Origin of the sequence: Paenibacillus sp. KACC 21273 (genome assembly GCF_028736095.1) — a bacterium.
Classification (GTDB): Bacteria; Bacillota; Bacilli; order Paenibacillales; family Paenibacillaceae; genus Saccharibacillus; species Saccharibacillus kyungheensis.
The window spans coordinates 4,267,378-4,287,526 of sequence record NZ_CP117876.1; the positions used below are offsets into that span (position 1 = coordinate 4,267,378).

17 protein-coding genes are annotated in these 20,149 nt (G+C 39.4%); 1 reads left to right on the top strand and 16 read right to left on the bottom strand.

Features of this window, described 5'->3' with window-relative positions; genetic code table 11:
• Positions 1-120: 120 nt before the first annotated feature.
• From PQ460_RS18755 to PQ460_RS18830, 16 genes are all read right to left on the bottom strand, one after another.
• Positions 121-849, bottom strand: coding sequence for a nucleoside phosphorylase (locus PQ460_RS18755; RefSeq protein WP_273615166.1), 729 nt, complete (start codon positions 847-849; stop codon positions 121-123).
• 4 nt (positions 850-853) lie between these two features.
• A complete protein-coding gene (locus PQ460_RS18760; protein WP_274170739.1) occupies positions 854-1,528 on the bottom strand; it encodes a sulfite oxidase-like oxidoreductase in 675 nt (224 codons plus the stop codon).
• Positions 1,529-1,606: 78 nt separating this feature from the next.
• Positions 1,607-2,530: an ABC transporter permease gene (locus PQ460_RS18765; protein WP_204825357.1), complete on the bottom strand. Its 924-nt coding sequence runs from the start codon at positions 2,528-2,530 to the stop codon at positions 1,607-1,609.
• Positions 2,530-3,579 carry an ABC transporter permease gene (locus PQ460_RS18770; RefSeq protein ID WP_273615163.1) on the bottom strand — a complete coding sequence of 350 codons (1,050 nt, stop codon included), beginning with the start codon at positions 3,577-3,579 and terminating at the stop codon, positions 2,530-2,532. Before PQ460_RS18770 ends, PQ460_RS18765 begins: the two co-directional genes overlap by 1 nt.
• On the bottom strand, positions 3,576-5,084 hold the full coding sequence (locus PQ460_RS18775) for an ABC transporter ATP-binding protein (RefSeq protein WP_273615162.1): 1,509 nt from the start codon (positions 5,082-5,084) through the stop codon (positions 3,576-3,578). The genes PQ460_RS18770 and PQ460_RS18775 overlap by 4 nt, the downstream gene beginning before the upstream one ends.
• A 108-nt stretch (positions 5,085-5,192) precedes the next feature.
• Positions 5,193-6,239, bottom strand: coding sequence for a BMP family lipoprotein (locus PQ460_RS18780; protein ID WP_274170740.1), 1,047 nt, complete (start codon positions 6,237-6,239; stop codon positions 5,193-5,195).
• A 361-nt stretch (positions 6,240-6,600) separates the two neighbouring features.
• Entirely contained in the window at positions 6,601-7,638 is a 1,038-nt protein-coding gene (locus PQ460_RS18785; RefSeq protein ID WP_274170741.1) for a pectinesterase family protein, read from the bottom strand.
• 16 nt (positions 7,639-7,654) lie between these two features.
• Positions 7,655-8,626, bottom strand: a complete 972-nt coding sequence (locus PQ460_RS18790) for a LacI family DNA-binding transcriptional regulator (protein ID WP_274170742.1) — start codon at positions 8,624-8,626, stop codon at positions 7,655-7,657.
• Positions 8,627-8,742: 116 nt separating this feature from the next.
• Positions 8,743-10,332, bottom strand: a complete 1,590-nt coding sequence (locus PQ460_RS18795; protein ID WP_274170743.1) for an extracellular solute-binding protein — start codon at positions 10,330-10,332, stop codon at positions 8,743-8,745.
• 68 nt (positions 10,333-10,400) lie between these two features.
• Positions 10,401-11,348, bottom strand: a complete 948-nt coding sequence (locus PQ460_RS18800) for a carbohydrate ABC transporter permease (protein WP_274170744.1) — start codon at positions 11,346-11,348, stop codon at positions 10,401-10,403.
• 39 nt (positions 11,349-11,387) lie between these two features.
• Positions 11,388-12,281, bottom strand: a complete 894-nt coding sequence (locus tag PQ460_RS18805; RefSeq protein ID WP_274170745.1) for an ABC transporter permease — start codon at positions 12,279-12,281, stop codon at positions 11,388-11,390.
• Between the two features lie 328 nt (positions 12,282-12,609).
• The gene (locus PQ460_RS18810) at positions 12,610-13,776 is read right to left on the bottom strand and encodes a pectate lyase family protein (protein ID WP_274170746.1); all 1,167 of its coding nucleotides are present in this window, start codon (positions 13,774-13,776) and stop codon (positions 12,610-12,612) included.
• Between the two features lie 392 nt (positions 13,777-14,168).
• A complete protein-coding gene (locus tag PQ460_RS18815; protein WP_274170747.1) occupies positions 14,169-15,497 on the bottom strand; it encodes an AAA family ATPase in 1,329 nt (442 codons plus the stop codon).
• Complete coding sequence (locus PQ460_RS18820) at positions 15,498-16,931, bottom strand: RtcB family protein (protein WP_204825365.1); 1,434 nt, start codon at positions 16,929-16,931, stop codon at positions 15,498-15,500. It abuts the gene before it with no gap.
• 73 nt (positions 16,932-17,004) lie between these two features.
• A complete protein-coding gene (locus PQ460_RS18825) occupies positions 17,005-17,811 on the bottom strand; it encodes a nucleotidyltransferase domain-containing protein (protein ID WP_274170748.1) in 807 nt (268 codons plus the stop codon).
• Between the two features lie 989 nt (positions 17,812-18,800).
• Complete coding sequence (locus PQ460_RS18830; RefSeq protein WP_273615151.1) at positions 18,801-18,950, bottom strand: hypothetical protein; 150 nt, start codon at positions 18,948-18,950, stop codon at positions 18,801-18,803.
• A gap of 335 nt (positions 18,951-19,285) precedes the next feature.
• On the opposite strand from PQ460_RS18830, the gene PQ460_RS18835 reads away from it, so the two are divergent.
• Positions 19,286-20,011: a GH12 family glycosyl hydrolase domain-containing protein gene (locus tag PQ460_RS18835; protein WP_420540660.1), complete on the top strand. Its 726-nt coding sequence runs from the start codon at positions 19,286-19,288 to the stop codon at positions 20,009-20,011.
• Positions 20,012-20,149: the final 138 nt, after the last annotated feature.

Below are 20,149 nucleotides of genomic sequence, written 5' to 3' on the forward strand. Positions count from 1 at the left end.
AATGATCTAGAAATATTAAATTAATTATACAAGCAAGAAATAGTAAAACAAAAAGAACCTGCACTCAACCTAATAATGAGTACAGATTCTTTTTGCTTTATACTATTGATTTCATATCATTTATCCACGTTTTGCAAGTTGTACTGTTGCTTGAATTGCCGCTTCGATCTCACGTTTGACTGCGTTCGCTACAGTATCTGTATTAGGATCGTATTCTTCTGCTAGATCAGCATCAGCATAACCATCCAAAGCTACAATTGCTCCTGCACGAATACCGCGAAGCGAAGCGATAATATACAATGCAGAGATTTCCATTTCTACAGCTAAAGCACCGGCTTGTTTATACTTTTTGTGCGGGAATTCTTCTACCCCGTTGAAAAAGACATCCAATGTAACAGTGATTCCTTTTTGCACAATGCCTTCACTTTGACGTGCCGCTTGATACAACGCTTCGGTGACTTCGCTATCCGCTACTGCCGGGAACGCTTCAGGCACAAGCTGACGAGTTAATCCATCGGTACGTACGGCTGCTGTACTGACGATTAAGCTACCTGCTGGATGATCGGCAGAATACGAACCTGCTGTACCGACACGAATAATCGTTTTGACCCCTGCACGAATCAATTCTTCAAAACAAACGGCTGCTCCAGGCGAACCTACGCCATGACTAACAACAGCCAATTCAATGCCATCACGTGTACCGACAAAACTACGATATTCACGGCTAAATGCTAATTCCCTTGTATTGTCTAACAATGAAGCGATATGAGCCGCACGCTTAGGATCACCGCAGACAATCGCGTATTCAGGTACATCTTCACTATTGATTTGCAAAATAGGCATTAACATTGAATTAATCAAACTCCTTTTTTGTCCATTCATCTTCCGGTATCGGCAAAGCTTCACCAGAGAAACGTTGTTCTGCAAAGGGATCGGCTTCATTATGAAAACCATTTTGTTCCCAGAATCCGGGACGGTCTTCTTTCATAAATTCAAGCCCTGTAATCCACTTCGCACTTTTCCAAAAGTACAGATGTGGTACCACCAGACGTACAGGATATCCATGCTTGGGTGTCAGTGGCTTATGATCATAATGATACGCTAGCAATACATTGTCAGACAATAGGTCCGCCAGTGGAACATTGGTCTCGTAATCATTACCACCATGTACCATCACATATTGTGCTTCTGGCTTCACCTGCAATACGTCTAGCAGATCACGAAAGCGTACACCTTCCCACAGCGTATCAAATTTTGACCAGCGCGTCACACAATGGATATCGCTAGTCATCTGTACTTTAGGCAAATTCAGCAAATCTGCATATGAAAATGTCTGCTCTTGCTCCACCTCACCGAAAATCTTCAACTGCCATGTATCTGTGTCTACATCAGGTACATCGCCTTCATGCAATATCGGAAACGTTTCGGTTAAAAATTGTCCGGGTGGTAAACGATCTGCCTGATCGACTCCTAGATTTTTGGATAATGGTACTTTGGCATTTTTGATGCGTTCTGCTTTATTTTTCACTGAATACCCTCCTTTTGATCAGATTACGTTCTCTATAATAGTTCTGTGCTTACACTCATACATACTTCATGCTTACTATTAACGCGAGCTTCCGTTGGCACGTTGAGCATCTTTAAGATAACTGCGATCTTTGAAAAAGAACATCGCCACCAGTGTCACAATATACGGTAACATCTGTGTGAATTGAGCAGGTAATGCAAAGCCTTGCAGACGAATACTAAATGCATCCATAAAGCCAAATAGCAAGCTAGAAGCAACCACACCAATCGGATTGGATTGCCCTAACATCGTAGCAACTAGAGCGATAAATCCACGCCCTGCGGTCATTCCTTCGGTGAACATCGTGACCTGTCCTAGCGATAATTGTGCTCCTGCCAGACCACATAATACTCCTGACATTAATACCGCTCCATATTGAATACGACGTACAGGAATACCCAGACTTTGCGCAGCTACAGGATTTTCACCTGCGGCACGTAAGCGGAATCCACTGACTGTTTTGAATAGATAGATTTGCATCAGAATTGCTGCAAAAAAAGCTAAATAAACAAGTGGTGAATGACCGGATACGATTCCGCCTAATACCGGAATATCTTTGATAACAGGAATATCCCATTTAGGTAAGCCCATCATATTTTTATCATAATAAGCGCCTTTTACATCGAAGATCGCTCGCAGACAAAATGTCGTTAATCCTGCCGCTAAAAAGTTCATCGAAATCCCGACAACAATTACATTTGCCCTCAAATTAATACTAATATATGCAAAGATCAGCGAGAATAACATCACACATAAAATAGCAAAAATGATCGCCAACCATACATTGCCAAGCAAGTGATTTCCTAAAATAGCAGAAAAGGCGCCAATCAATACCAGACCTTCTAATCCTACATTAAACAGTCCAACTCGGGCACAGATCGCTCCACCTAGAGCAGCGAGAAGAATAGGCGTCACAATACGCAACATGGAATTAAATAAAGACACATCGAATAACTGATCCATTATTTCTTCTCCTTTCTGCGTTTGAGGAACGCATAGCCAAATCGTGCCGATACAAATAGTGTCAACACCGCTTGAATCACACTAGCCACCTCTAGCGGTACATTCGTGTTACGTTCTACACCCATCGCACCTGTTTGTAAGGCGGCTAGTAATATTCCTGCTACAGCTGTTCCTAACGGATTAGACGAAGCTAGCAATGTCGCCATAATACCGCTCCACCCATAATCTGCGGAAGCAAGTGCACCGTCCAAATAACGATGCTGTGTACCCAATACCTCCCCAGCACCTGCAAGCCCGGCGAGTGCACCGCTTGTTAACATCGCTACCACCATCATCCGACCTCTTTTCACACCACCATAAGCCGCGAAAAAAGGGTTGTTCCCCAGCATCCGAATCTCATAACCGGATACACTTTTTTGAATAAAAATGTACAAAGCAATTGCCGCAACAATCGCTAAAATAAAACCAGCATGTAGACTCATACCGGAAAATAATTTGGGTAACCAGATACTTTTATCGATCATAGGTGTCTGTGCCATAGCGGCTGAACCACTCTGATCTTTTAACGGAAAAGCAACCATATAGCCTGCAAATAGCGAAGCGATATAGTTCAATAATAATGTCGATATCAAAAGGTTAATACCGAACTTAGCATCCATATACCCTGCGAATAATGACCATAGACCACCAATCGCCATACCTACGACTAGAGACACGATCAATACCATCCAACCCGGTCCCGGTAAATATAGAGCGGTAATTGCCGCCGCAAGTCCTCCTAATACCATCTGTCCGGTTGAACCCATATTAAAGAATCCTGCACGGAAAGCCAGAGCGACCCCAAGTCCTGTCAAAATAATCGGCGTAGCCCGTGTTAATGTATTGGTTAAAAAGTAAAAGCTTCCGAAAGCGCCATTCCACATTTCACGATACGTATCAATAACAGAATCGCCTAACAATATAATTGCAATTGCGCCTGCTAACAATCCAATGATTACCGCTATAATCGGTTGTAGAAGCGCCAAAAGATTTCGTTTCAGTCTGGTCATAATTTGCGCTTCCCTCCTGCCATCAATAGACTAATCTGTTCTTCAGTTGCTTCTGCCGCAGATAATTCTCCTGCAATGGCACCTTCATACATGACTAGAATCCGATCGGATAATGTAAGAATTTCTGTTAACTCGGAAGAGACTAGCAAAATGCCATCTCCTGCTTTACATTTAGCTAGCAGTTCACCATGAATCGTCTCCATAGCCCCTACATCGACACCACGTGTAGGCTCGGCTGCAATCAGAAATGGTTTATTTTGAGCAAATTCACGAGCTGCAATTAATTTCTGTAAATTACCACCGGATAGGAATTGTGCTTGCGTATCCAGTGATCCTGTTTTGATTGAAAAGCGCTGTACCCATCCATCTACAACTTTGCGAAGCTTGTGACGCTGGATCAGACCGCCTTTTTTGTATTGGTGTTGATGCCCCATCAGTCCATTATCCAGCACAGTGGCTTCACGCGAAGCTCCCCACATATAGCGATCTTCTGGAATATGTGCCATTCCTTGTTCACGAATTGCACGTACAGATTCTCCAGTTACATCTTTGCCGTTCAGTTCGACAATACCACTGTCTGGTTGTACAAGCCCTGATATCACCTGTAGTAATTCAGATTGTCCATTGCCTGAAATGCCAGCAATCCCGACAATCTCACCCTGACGTACGGTTAATGTAATATTGTCCAATAACGGCTTGGCGCCTTTAGCTCCTGCAAGTGTTACATTTTGCACATGCATAACAGAGGCTCCCGGTTCATTGGCAACACGACTCATTGGAATAAGATCACGTCCTACCATCAGACGAGAAATTTGCTCTTCATCAGTTGTATTGGATTCCATATGTCCGGTGACTACACCATCTCGCAATACGGTAATTCGATCTGCCGCTTCCATCACTTCATGGAGCTTATGTGTAATTAAAATAAAGCTTTTGCCCTGCGCCGCTAGACGTTTGATCGACTGTAACAATTCTTTGACTTCACTAGGCGTCAGCACACCTGTAGGCTCATCCAGAATAATCACATCTGCTCCTTGATACAACACTTTCAAAATCTCAGTTCGCTGCTGAATACCTAGCGGACAATCGCCTGCTTTGCGCCACGGATCGACAGGCATTCCATACATTTGCCCCAGTTCGTTCACTTTATCTGCCGCCGCTTTGCGATCAAATAATCCACTTCGCTTTGGCTCTCCACCGATTACGATATTTTCAGCCAGTGTAAAACTTGGAAATAACATAAAATGTTGATGCACCATACCAATGCCTTGACGAATCGCTTCGGATGGATCGTGAAAATGAACTTCTTTTCCATTGATCGTAATGCTACCGGAAGTCGGTTCTTCCATGCCATATAACATGCGCATTAAGGTCGTTTTACCTGCACCATTTTCACCGACTAAAGCATGAATTTCACCTTTACGTACATCAAAATTGATATTATGATTCGCCGTAAAATCTCCATACTTTTTGGTTATATTTTTCATTTCTAATAACAACGTCATCGGTATAAACCTCCATTCCAGATTACAATGTACATCAGATAACAACAAAACCGGCTGCTCGGTATAGCAGCCGGTTGATCAACTTGCCGTGCTTATCAATTGTATGTCTTATTTTTGTTCTAACGGATTTTTGACAACGATTTTGCCAGCGATAATATCGTCGCTGATTTTTTTCACTTTATTCACAACTTCTTCTCCGATAAATGGACTAAGCTTCGATGTGCTGTCTGTGGTTACAAAAGTAAGACCTACACCTTTTTCTTTCAATCCATATGCTGTCGTACCGAATTTGAAGTTACCATCTACAAAGTCTTTTACAGTCTCATAAGCAACTGCATCTGTACCTTTTAATTGAGACAATACGACATGATCTGGATCTTCTACGGTGCGATCTGTATCTTGACCGGATGTGTACAAGTTTTTCTCTTTCGCTGCTTCAAATACACCTAGATCACTTGTTGCTGATGCTCCTGCGACAAAGTCAGCACCTTGACCGTATTGTACCAATGCTAATTCTTTTGCTTTAGCTGGATCGTTAAAGCTACCTACATAACCAATCAAAAATTTCGCTTTAGGGTTCACAGATGCTAATCCTTCTTTGAAGCCTTCACTGTATTTTTTAAGCAAAGGTACATCTTGTGCCGCTACCATACCAACAACATTAGTTTTGGTCGCTAGTCCTGCTGCTGCTCCTAATAAATAAGAAGCTTCATATTCACGGAATCCTACGCTACGTACGTTAGGAAGATCAACCGTTGTATCAATAATGGCAAATGATTTGTCTGGATTTTCTTCTGCAACTTGCTTCAAAACATCTTCAGCTTGGAACGTTGCTGTAATAATCAGATCATAATCTTCGGCTACTGTTGCACGCATATTTTGTTCAAATGCTGTCGGGTCAGAAGACTGGATTGTTTTTGTCTCTACACCAAACTCTTTACCTGCTTTTTGGAAACCTTCGTCCATTTGTACGAAGAACTGATTAACCCCTATTTCTTCTGGAAGAACAAGAGCCATTTTTAACTTTTTACCTGTGCCTTCAGCACTGCTACCATTGGATGCTGATTGTTCGGAATTAGACCCACCAGAACTACATGCTGCTAATAATGCGAACACCATAACCATAGTAATTACGAACATTAAACGCTTCTTCATTCTTTTTTATTCCCCATTCCATCCAAATTTAACGTATGTTTTCACTAATCCTAAGAAATTTGTCGCCTTTTGTCAAACCTTTTTTAGGTGATATGACGAATAAACGATCATTTTATAACAAATTGCTCTTTTATTGCGTCAAATGCGTGCTCAAACTTTTATATTACTTTAATATGGTTAACATCTTTATACAAGGCTTTTTGCTTGTTATTCACTTAAAATCCAATCGAAAAAAAGTCCTGAATATTATCATTCAGGACTTTACGTTATACATTGTGAGCGATTGGGCTTGGCAAAAATTATAGTTTTATTAAATGAAGTCGCGCTTTTCCTACCAAGTATAGATAATATAAATTGCTAATTATTTGGGTACCCAACCATCGTCGCCTGCCAAAATATGTTCGACAGTATAATCTTCTGCTTCTGTACTATCTAATAAGTAACTCCACGATACTCGATCTTTAATAGAAGCACCTGCACCCTCATTATTATACTCTTGATATACAACCGTCGATTGTGCTTCAGGCTTATTCCAGTTATCCCAACCTGTAGGATGAATATGAGCTCCTATATGACATCTGATCCATGCCACTTTAGCATAATTACGCCACGGTCTACCTAAATAAAAGCTATGTGGTGGTGCATCACTGGTTAACTGGCAATCCAAAAATACATATCCGTATTGCACATCTTCTGGTGTGGAAGCCGCTGTTAACCAGCCATGTATCACTGGTTCATGACTACCCTCCGCATCCTGAGATAAGGTAGACAGACTTTCACGTTTTCTAGCAAAAATTTCACACTCATCAAATACAGCAGTCGCTGAGCCGAAAATAAAATCAATATTTCCTTCTATATAACAGTGCTTATAATATTGCCGTTGATAATGGCGAGGTACACCTTCACGCGGTCCACCGAATGTACTACGATCGATCGGCTGAGGTGGTAATGGACCTGTAAACAATGTATCTTGCTGTCCAATAAACCGACAATTATAAAAACCAGCTCGATCACTATCCACATACATCGCCAAAGCTTGCCCTACTTGTTCGCCTGCACCTGCGCTGTTGATAAAAGATAGATGTTCTGCTCTAAAATCATCACTACCTACAAATACAGTATAGGAATAAAAAGTATGATAGAGCGATCCGTCAGGAAATGTTTTGCGTGCATAATCATCATACACAATAACAGTGGGTTGATCAGGATCACCGATCAAATGAACAAACGGCTTTTCAATATGAAGCTTTTCGTAATACGTTCCAGCCTGGATATATATAACAGTAGGATATTCACGCTGATGTGGTATCTCATCAATAGCACGCTGGATGCTAGTGTAGTCACCGCTCCCATCCAAAGCAACGGTTACTTCCAATAATGAAGCTGGAATATCCCGCACAGTTCACCCTCCTCACTTATGTAGCTTTGTATGAAGCAACTGATTGACGATGATATAATTGTGGCTGGATAATTACAGGATATTGAACCTGTTCTCCTCGAATTAAAGCCACAATCAATTCAGCCGCTTGAATAGCTAGCTCATCTAATGGTGGTCCAATCGTAGTCAACGCTACTTCTGCATATTGCATATCAGGAAGATCATCATAACCAATTAACGAAATATCCGATGGTACTTTATAACCCGCTTCCAGCAAAGCACGCAGAGCACCACGTGTGACCATATTGTTCAATCCGATAAAAGCTGTCGGCGATGTGGAAGTCCACTTATAATTCCGAATCGCAAAATACCCATCTTCCCACGAAGAATATGCTGGTAATATATAATCTTCATTCCATTTCAATCCTGTACGTTGTAATGCTTCACGATAGCCTTCTAGCTTGATCGGTTGAGAATTACCGATAAATCCAATCTCTGTATGTCCATTGTTTTTAAGATGCTCTACCGCTTTGTAAATACCTTCTTTACGGTCAATTTTGATATATGGAGAATTAGGTGAATCATCGGTTCCTAGTACAAAACAAGGGATTTGAATATTAGCAAATCGTTGCCAGAATGCTGCTCGATCGGTCATTTCATAATCCCAAAAAATACATCCGTCTACTCGTAAATGATCTAATACGTCCATACCTTCATCAGCCACTACCAGAATCATTTGATACCCTAATTTTTTTAATTCTGCATGAAGATTACCGGATATGTTGGCAAATAACGGATTATTCAGTTCATCCAGTACAAATCCGATAATATTACTTCTACCTGAAGATAACTGTTGTGCCATAATATTTTTGCGATAATGATGCTTTTCCGCTACAGCCAGTACTTTCTCACGTGTCGTGTGTTTGATACGTGGATCATGATTTAATGCTTTGGACACAGTGCTATAGCTAACTCCTGCCAGCTTAGCGATGTCTTTAATAGTAATCATATAACACCTTCTTTTTCGTAAACGATCAGGAGCAGATGGGCAATACTTTGTTATTCTTCTATTATATAGGTTGAATGAAATATTTCCCAAATCTCTACTCTGCAAATAAGATTACATTATTTTTTCTGAGCTGCTAGATAGCGATCATACTGAGCTTGTTTGTTAGCAATAACTTGATCGATATTCATACTTTTGAGAGTACTAAGATAATTATCGAATTGATCTAATCCCAGACTACCACTGACAAATTTGAAATTCATTTCTTCTACATACGTAGTAATATCAGGCATCGCCATACTATCTGTACTCGCTTCTTCTGGAAGAGCATATACAAACGGAAAAGGAGTATGGATATACGGTTCTAATTTTTTATCTAATTGCGAATGCCATGCAGGAACTAATGCGTCAGCAGATTCGGCTGATTGAATATTAGGTAGATTCACAGGCCCAATCCCTAGCTTTTGGATATAATCATTATCTCGACCTTTAGCTGTAAACTGTTTTTTGCCATCTTTGTCGGTATACGTATCATCTTTGATACCCCAAGTGTAATACGTCTGTGCTTCTTCGCTAACAGCATAGTCTAGAAATTTAAAAGCTAATGCAGGATTTTTACTATCTCTTGAAATTCCAAAAATTCCACTAACAGGCGTACGCCCAATATAAAATTGATCTCCATTCGGCCCTTTAAGTGGTAAAATTCCTTTGAATATAGGTTCTTTTGGATTGTAATCTTTAAATAATGGACTATAGACCATCGACATATACCAGCTAAAATTAAATGTAGCTCCGGTTACATTTTGTGAAATTCTTGAAGTCACCTGATCACTGGTTGTACTTGCATAATCGACACCTAATAATCCTTCTTTGTATAGACTGTTCAGGTAAGTTAAGTATTGCTTGTAAGCAGGTTCATTATAACTAAAATGCACTTTTCCTTGATCATCTGCATAAAATTGATTTGACAAATCTAATCCAAACACAGGGCCAAATGCCATTTCTAAAAATTTGGGTTCCATCGACATTGGAATCTCGTCTGCTTTGCCATTTTGATTCGGATCTTTTGTTTTGAATTGACGTAACATCTCTGTAAATTCATCCAGAGTTGTCGGTTCTTGCAGACCTAGAGTTTGTAGCCAGCGTTCATTAACCATAAATACAGGCATATAGTTTTTGGTAAGTGTCTGTTGAGGTACATAATACATTTTACCATTAGGCGTAGTTAGACTGGCTTTGACATCAGGAGATTGCTCATAGATTGTTTTCAAATTCACTCCGTATTTTTCGTACAGTTCATCGATCGGGATCACAATACCACTATTGATATATTTCATTAATTGATCTTGATCAGGCATATAAATAATATCTGGTAAGTCTACTCCTGCGGCAAGTCTTGGATTGACAGCATCAGCATAGTTTTGAGGCGGAATCAGATCCCAATTCACTTTAATACCGGCATTATCTGTAATTTGCTGTACGATCTTAGCATGAGCCAAATCCACATTGGTTGTCCAGGCATTGGTCGCAAGTACAGACAATTCGGCATCTTTGATCGCTGTTACAGGTCCTTTCCCTGTATATGTAAAATTCGGCTCCGCTTTGACCGCTGCACTTGTCTGTGATCCATTGCTTCCACTGTTACAACCTGCCAGACTTGCTGCTAACATTGTGACCAATACCAGTGTGCTTACTTTTTTGGCTTTCATCCTGCTTGCCCCCTTTATGATCATACCCAAATCGCATATTTCATCGAATCTCGCATATCACTAGCCACTTATCCTTTTACTGCACCCAACGTAATTCCTTTGACAAAATAACGTTGAATAAAAGGATAGATCATTACAATTGGCAAAATGCTCACTACAATAGAAACATAACGTACCTGCAATGTAGATACTGCTAATGCACTGGTAGACATTGATCCGCCCATTTTCTGCATCACTTCAGGCGAAGCCATAATTAACACTCTGCGTAAAAACATCTGTAGCGGTTGCAAATCCTGTTGCCCCAGATATAGTAGAGCCGAGAAAAAGTTATTCCAGTGATAGACTGCATAATAAAGTGTCAATACAGCCAGTGTAGGCTTAATGATCGGAATCGCTAATTTAAATAACATCGTAATATCGTTCGCTCCATCAATGTTAGCGCTCTCAAATATTTCATTCGGTATTCCTTCAAAAGCAGATCGACAGATCATGACATTAAATGTAATCACTAGCACAGGTAACACCATAGCCCAGCGTGTATTGTATAACCCTAACGAAGTAATTAACATATACACAGGGATCAATCCACCGGAAAAGTACATTGTAAACGCGATAAAAAAATTCAATTTGCGACGTAAAAAAAATCGAGGTCTGGATAAAGGAAATGCCGCCAAACAGGTAAATAAAATATTCAGTACAGTCCCTACAACCGTATACCAGAGTGTATTGTAAAAGGAGACCCACAGCTCTTGATACTGCAACACCATTTTGTAACCAGACAATGTAAAGCCTACCGGAAATAAAATGACTTTCTGCTGATCAATCGCTTCTACAGAACTAAATGAAATACTCAGTACATACAAGAATGGATACAAAGTCACTATAATCGCCACAATCGTCATAACATAAATCAATCCGTAAAATGTACGATCGCTTAATGATTTTTTAGGTGTAAATGTATCGCTGTTGATCTTCACATACGACCGATGCGGACTTTCGAGCATAGATTTTTTCATGTGCGTCTCCTTTAGGTACTCTGGCTACCATGTACAAAACTACCAGAGAGACATATTAGTCATACGTCTTGTTATCCGGTTCACTGTGAACACAAGCACAAATGTAATGATAGAATTAAACAAACCGACCGCTGTCGCAAATCCGTAATTTTGCCCTTCTATACCCATACGATATACATAGGTGGATAATACGTCTGCTGTCTCATAGGTTGCACCATTGTAGAGTAGATATACTTTTTCAAAACCGACACTCATAATCCCACCCAGAGATAACAGCAACAAAATAACAATCGTAGGCTTAATACTTGGTAATGTCAGATGCCATAATTCTTGAAATTTGCTAACACCATCAATTTTGCCGGAATCATACATTTCAGGATCGATGCTCATAATAGCAGCGATATAGATAATAGAGCTAAACCCAAAACTTTGCCAGATTTCAGAACTGGTAAAAATCGTTCGAAACCAACCTGCTTCCATCATAAAATTCACTTTTTCAAAACCGAATCTTGCTAACAATGTATTCACAATTCCATCAGCTGGGGATAAAAAATTGATTAACATACCGGCAACGACGACTGTGGATATAAAATGAGGTAAATACGTAATCGTTTGAGCAAATCGTTTAAACACTTGATTTTTGATCTCAACAATACATACCGCGAATAAAATAGGAATACCGAATCCAAAAAGTAGAGGTAAAAAAGCGAGTAAAAACGTATTGCGTAACAACCGCCAGAAGTAAATAGAGTGAACAAATTGAGCAAACCATTGCAACCCTACCCAATCTCCACCGAAAATGCCCTGTCCTGGCGTAAAATTTTTGAAAGCAATCAGTACACCGGGCATAGGAATATACATAAAAATCACATAATACACAAAAACAGGTGCAAACATAATCAACAAGTACTTATCCCGCTTGACCAATTTCATAAATGAGATTGCTTTTTGACCCACTATAGACCACTTCCTTTCACTACTTTCATCGGTATAGCTTTGAATAGTTCACTTAATTACAACGTTGTAATTTTGATATAAAAATAAAAAGATAAGCAAAATATAAAGTGATTGTGTTCTATATTCTCATTTAAAAAACAATAGATTCAGCACAATTATTCTTTTTATTTTGCATTATCCTTTTTACCTTTTAAAATTACAACGTTGTAAATTTAGTGTTTATGAATACGCTTACATTCATTTTTGTTTATTCTAGCAGACTCTTCTGTTTTTGACAATCATTCTCTTATGAATTACCTGCTTGTTATTTAGGACCTGCATTAGCTTGGACTAGATTCGGTACATTGGCTGCCGGGTCTAACGAATAACTATACGGGAATGATGTTCCACCTGGAAATGCTGCTCCTATAGCCGATGTTCCTGTAACTGCATTATACACATTGTTGCGTTCATAAAATTTATAAGCATCCCCATTACTGTCTAGACCAATTTGATGGCTGTTATTGGTTTTGTAAAAATAGTTATTTTCCGAAAAAATGTTACCTCCACTACCGATCTGTGCTGCATTATATTGTTGTTGTGAATAACCTTGTGCATTATTGCCTGATGGTGTTGTACTGTTATCAAAGTAGTTATCATACATATGCACATATCCACGTAACAATGGACGTCCTTTTAGATTAGGCCCGAACCAGTTGTGATGCATAGTCACATGTAATTTGCCACCACCATAAGTATACGAATCATTTTTGTTAGAGCCGATAATCAATGCCAACCGTTCAGAAGCCAAATCTTGATTGCTTCCTACCCAGTTCCAGATCGGATTAGGATTCATTTTTAACCAGCTATCTGTAAAATAAAAGTGGCTGTTTGACAAAGTCGCATAATCAGAACCTTGCGAGATAACAAATAGATCATCGCTGATATTATACATAGTGACATGATCTACCAAAATATTGCTTGTACGGCGGAAAGAGACTCCCAAATAGTTGGTACCTATCCCACCGGGCTGTGTATCTGCTCCACTTAAGTTTTGCAAATCTTTAATATTTCCGTAGAACGTAATATTTTTGATCACTACATTTTCAATATTTGTTCCTGCTGGAAGATTTTCGCCACTGAATTTTAACTGAATATTTTGTAATACTGCTCCTCCACCGCTTGCCCCTTCGATCGTTGTATTATTCCAATTGGTTGTAGCAAACGTAAGTGTTAATGGTTTGGCTCCACCATAAATATTGCCTTTGATCACAATATGATGTTTGCCTGCATTAAAGGCATTTTTCAATTCAGCAAGTGTCGTTACTGTTACAGCGGCTTCATTTGAACCTGTTGTAGTAGCATATCCACCTGTTGATGCTGCATGTGTATAACTCATTGTGAGTCCCGGAAACAACAATGTGGATAACATGATTACACTAAGGAAAGACATCGTCATCCCTGCGAAAGATGTTTTACTTCTTTTGGTCATTGTATACCCTCCTGAATGATTATATTGTGATCGCTGTACCCTGTAGACTCCCAAGCCTTTTACTGAACGATACTCCTTTCTATCGCAATCTTTTGTTACTGTTTTGCGATGTATCCAATTATATATTTCTATGTATTTTTATTCCATATACGATTAACGATGTATTTTATGATTCTATTTTCATATCGCATCTAATAAGAAATAGATTATTTAATCTAATAATTACATATAAGAATACCGAAAATTTCATATTTTTCTATTTAGTAGTAAATCATATATATATTACTTTTGCTAAGCACAAAAAAAAGGACTAGAAAAGTAAAAAACTCTACTTTTCCAATCCTTTTATAAAACAATCATTAGAGAACGTTATTACGATCATCATAGGCTACTTAGAAATGAAAACCGACTCGACCTTCACCATTATGAAGCCATACGCCTTTGCGACTTTTATCCAATTCACCGCGAAGTCCTTGAATCAATTCTTTCATATCCAATTGACCATCTTCATGCCAGTGCAATGCTGCCGAGATATATAATTCGCCAAGTTGAGCAAAAGTAAATCCTTCTGTTAACTTGGCTGTTTCCTGCACTATATCGTCTCCTGCAAATTCATGCAGACGTTTGCGATAAAAGAATTCTGCTCGTAATTTCTCATCAGGCAAAATAATCTCATAAGCACGATCAAAACGTCCGGCACGATTCATCAAACCAGGATCGATTTTTTCAGGATAGTTAGTCGTTCCGATCAAAAATACACCTTCTTTGGACGTTGCTCCATCCAATGTATTCAAAAAGAACGAACGTGCATCTTTGGGCATCGAATCGATATCTTCGATCACAAGCACCATCGGGGTCATACGCACAGCCGCATCGAACACTTCTTCGATCGATTCACTGCTTGTATACTCTGTAATCTGCCAGTACGCGACAGGTCCCGGTACACTACCAGCAATCGATTTTACCAGTGTTGTTTTACCATTACCGGGATGCCCGTATAGTAAAATACCACGTTTATACGGAATATCATACGTTTTGTAAAAAGAACGATCTTCTGCAAAAAAGCGATCTAATGAACGATAAATATCTTGTTTGATCTCTGGAGCCATAATCACATCATCGCGTGAAACCGCACGACTCACCGGTTCCATTTGACGATTGATGCCATGACGTGTATCTGTAAACACCGTCACACGACGCAAACTTTGCTCCCGCTGACGTACACGTACATCCCCCAGAAATTTCAATAACGATTCATCACTTGTTGCAAAAACAAGATCTTCACTGCTGACTCCATGCGGACGGAATACCGGCATACGTGCTAATGCTACACCTGCTTGCGCATACGCAAATACATTATTCATCACTGAAGGATGTACACAATAATCAGGTTCTGTACGATCTCCGTCATAGACAAAAGTACGTTCTTCCAAGCGATCATAGATACGAATAACATGCTCTACATCGGTGCTATTATGACGCAAATCTTCGTCAAGTAATTCCCAATATTCAGTATTCGGATCACTGCTTGAATATAATTTATAAGTCACTCCATAACGCGCTGTTAACGATTCTTCAATTCCTTTAATCACCCGAGCATAATCTGCATATTCAGTAGGTAATTTCTGTTCATCTTTTGTATAAATCACAATCGCTTCAGGAGTGTTTTCACTATCGATCGGTTCCACGTTAGTATGACTTGTCTGAAAAAGTGAATCCATTCATTTAGCCCCCTTGATTGCCGCAAGCGGCTTACATTTAGCGACTACAGAAGCAAGTCCTGCTCCTGTAACACTTTCAATAATCTGATCTACATCTTTATATGCTTGTGGTGACTCATCTAATATTGATTCCAGTGAACGCTGATTAACGACGATCTCATCGGCTGTACCGACTTGAAGTGAACTGGCAAATTGATCGACAGTCACTAATTTTTTGGTCGCTGACCGAGAACGTGCACGTCCTGCACCATGACAGATCGAATAATAATTATCATATCCACCGGGCTGACCCACCATAATATACGATGAAGTGCCCATCGAACCTGGGATCAATGCGGGATGACCTGTAGCGAGATAAGGCTTCGGATTACCTGCATGACCGGCTGGAAGAGCACGAGTGGCTCCTTTACGATGAATAAATACAGCTCCTTCGTCACGCTCTTCTGCCCACGCATAATTGTGCATTAGATCATACAGTGTACGCATTTCACAGGAACGACCGAATACATCACGGAACGCTTCACGAATACTATAAGCGATCAGATGACGATTCACTGTAGCATAGTTCAGCGCCGAATACATCATATTCACATAATACTGACCTTCAGGATGAGATAAAGGTAGAAAAGCCAGTCTAGGATCGGCTGTTCCTAATCCCAATCGTTGCATCTGAGAAAGCATCACACGATTGCTTTCCTGACTAACACTTCCGCCCCATGAACGTGAGCCAGAATGAATCATCACAACAATTTGTCCGTCACTCATGCCCCATGCTTCAGCGATATGACGGTTTTCTTCATCAATTTCAAGCGCCTGAATCTCTGCAAAGTGATTGCCACCACCAAGTGTGCCTAGTTGACGATGCGCTCTACCCCATGTCTGATCTCGAACACCATTTAACACTTCTTCATCAAAAGAAAAACGGCTTTCTTCTACATGAGTCAGCGATGTCGATTTTTTCGGTGTATAGCTATCCGGTACATATTTGCCCGGTAGACCATGTAATCCTTTGCGTACGACATGTTCTAATCGTAAATCTGCAAAATGTCCTCGTTGCTGGGATTCCATCGGTAAATATTTTTCGATAGCTTTGACTAATTTACGGCGTAATTTTACATCTTGCAGATCATCCCGATGCAAATTCGTTAGATGAACACGCATACCACAGCCGATATCGCTACCTACAATCGAAGGTGATACATAACCAGCACTTGCATCCCAGACCGCAGTTGTGCCAATACATGTGCCGATGCCCACATGCACATCAGGTGTATATCCCATATACTGAATACCCGGGATTTGTAAATTATTATTAGCCATATTAAATACTTTATAATCCAATCCTGCAAATAATTCTGGATTGGCATAGACATGTACACTTCCCGCAGGAAGTTTTACTTCATGAATATAAGAAGATGATATTGGAGTGCTCATAATCGGTAAAACCTCTTTCAATTCAGCCCCTCTATGTTTACAGAGGCTTCTTTATTATTGTAAACGAGTCTGCTTACAAAAGCGAAACTTCGTTTGGATACGCATATTGCAGTGTTTCCCGAAACAACTGATCTAATAGCTCATCTTGCAGTTGTTCAGAAGTAGGCATATGCACGACTTGTTGTTCTAAAATATCGATCATATCGGTCAAAAAGTTCTGGATCGATGGAATCTGTTGTTCTAAATGAAATTCTTCGCCTGCTTTTTTACGAGTCAGTAGTTGATCGATATCACTACGAAGTTGCCCCGGTGGCAACATTTCATCAATTAACTCATCAAAGCTTACCGGTGGCATCGTTCCTTTTTCATCGATCCACAGACAAGCCAGTATCGGACGCAAAACGTAAAAATACTTTTTGATTTTGACGGTATCGCCTTGCAAGTACCCACGGAAGTTCCCTTTCGCCATATGCAGGTAATGATACATGCACGAACGAGGAGAAAAATGGTTTGGTGATACGTTTCGAATTCGCTCAGCAAGTGAACCATTTTCGGCATATGGGATAGGGGAATGCAACCATTCCAATAATGGTGGATTGGATTTGCGGAACAAATTCAATGCTTTACGCAAGTCCCAACCGTTAATATCTAACTGCTCATTAATTGGATATTCGATAACGTCGCGCCTGTTGAAAATCGACAAATACCATTCTGGAGGATGAACATAAATAAAGCGCACATCATAGTCGCTATCTTGAGAAGGAAATCCCCATGCGCGACTACCGGATTCGCAAGCATATAAAATACGAACTTGTTGTTCTTGTTCAATACGTTTTAATTCAGTCTGAATGATAGAAGTCATGGCTTGAGTAACGGGCATGATCGATCACTCCTTTCATATGAAGGGGATGGGTGAAAATTCACTTTACGTTTTTTTGGATTAGAAACCGCTACAGAAATAAAATGGTTCTTGTCGTCGCTGTTGAAATGGAATCCCTTGATAAGACTGCAAGCAGTCGGGATTCCATTTCAAATGCGAGCGCTGCGCTCTTTCAGAATCCATTTTATTTCTTTCGCTCTGTGCTGGGTGGTAATTTTCCTTTTCGATAAAAAACGATGAGTTAGAGCGTTATTTATTTTCTCCTTTTGGAGGAGATGCAGCAATTAGATTACTGCTTTGATGGGTGGTTATTTTGATTTTGTGATTTGTATTTGTGTTTTATCTTTTCATTTTTATTGATGCTCGGTGTTTGGATATTAGTGTTGTGTTGATGAATATCAGTGAGCTACAGATATCCTTTTTTTATAATTGCTTGTTCTATAATTTCTTGCTTATGATATTTTTTGACGATCTTATTTTTAATTTATTTGCTGATATGGAATAGTTCATTTTAAGCTTGTTATTCGATTTATAGTTATCGTCTATAGCTATTAGTTCTATATGTTGAAAAGGTTCATTTGAATTGAATATGTCTGTTAGAGATATATTTCATTAGTAAGACGTATTCAATATTGAAATGGTTTTATTTCATGATTTTGATTTATTTGGGTTACATTAATATGTTGTACTTAGTGATTTACACTGATTAGAAAAAGGTATTAAAATCCTTTTTATAAACTTTATGGATGTTAAAGACATAAAAAAGCCGCGGACCCCTGTATACGGTCTGCGGCTGGTGGTTTATGAGGCAAATAGGTGTAACGGCACTATTTGCTATCCAATAAACCCTGCATATTTAATTCGATGCCTAATTGGATCATGGCACAGATTGAACTGGAAATTATTTAGCTAGTTAGCATTGAATATACACAATTATGTATAAAGTAACTGTTCCAATATAAACTAAGCTTTTATTTCCGTATTGCAGTTTATGTCGTCCGTAAGAGATTGAAGAACATGAAGCAAGTGTATGAAGTTTTCAAGCAGCAGTTGATATTACGTTCATCTTGTAATCCTAGATCAATATGCTGATCCGGCTGATACGGGTTCTGAATATTCATATCATTGCGTAAAATCATGTCCTTCAACCTCCTTCCTTGTTTATAATATAGCCATCATACTCGGTATATTTTGACATTGTCAATTCCATATTTGGAAAATAGGTCTATAGACACAATCTTTTCAGGGTTATATAAAGACCTATTTTGGTGCAAAAATAACGCATTTCAACATATTTATATGACATATCATTATAGTCAGAAATGGTTATAATTCCATAAAATGACTGGTATAATCGGGTCAGTGTACAGCACACTAATCCCATTATTCAAGGAGGACATTTATGATTACTCAATGGATTCGTCATCGTCTAGGGTCTCGTTTTTTGGTATTCACGGTGGTATTATCGTTGGTTATGGTTTTACCGCTTCAGGCTTCAGCCGCTTCCTCATCTACAGCCTATGATAAGCTCAATTTTGCTAACAATAAGTACTATGTATTTAACAATGTGTGGGGTCAGGATACGGTTCAAGGATGGTGGCAAACAGTCTATCATAACAGTGATACCGATCTAGGCTGGGTATGGCACTGGCCAAGCACTACATCTTCTGTCAAAGCGTATCCATCGCTTGTTAGCGGATGGCATTGGACAGAAGGATATACACCGGGTAGTGGTTTCCCTACTCGACTTTCCGACAATAAAAATATCAATACCAATGTAGCGTATTCTATCAAAGCAGACGGAACGTACAATGCGGCTTATGATATCTGGTTCCACAATACGAACAAAGCTAGTTGGGATTCTACCCCTACCGATGAAGTAATGATCTGGTTAAATAATACGAATGCAGGGCCACTTGGTTCTTATGTTGAGACCGTCACGATCGGCGGCAGTAGCTGGAAAGTGCACAAAGGTTGGCTTGATGCTGGTAATGGTAAAGGATGGAATGTGTTCTCTTTTGTACGTACTTCTAATGTCTCTAGCGCTTCATTGAATGTGAAAAACTTTACCGATTATCTGGTGAACAGCAAAAAATGGATGGCAAATACGAAATATGTAAGTAGTGTGGAATTTGGTACAGAAATATTTGGTGGTGATGGTCAAATTAATTTTTCGAAATGGAATGTAGCGGTACAATAACATTCGATTACCATATACTTCAAAGACCTTCCTTTTCTTTCAAGGAAGTTCTTTTTTTAGTCGACATCTGTTGATAATAAAACAAATATAATTCATCTTCTATTAACAATTGTCTGATATACTGCTTTACTAGTGTAA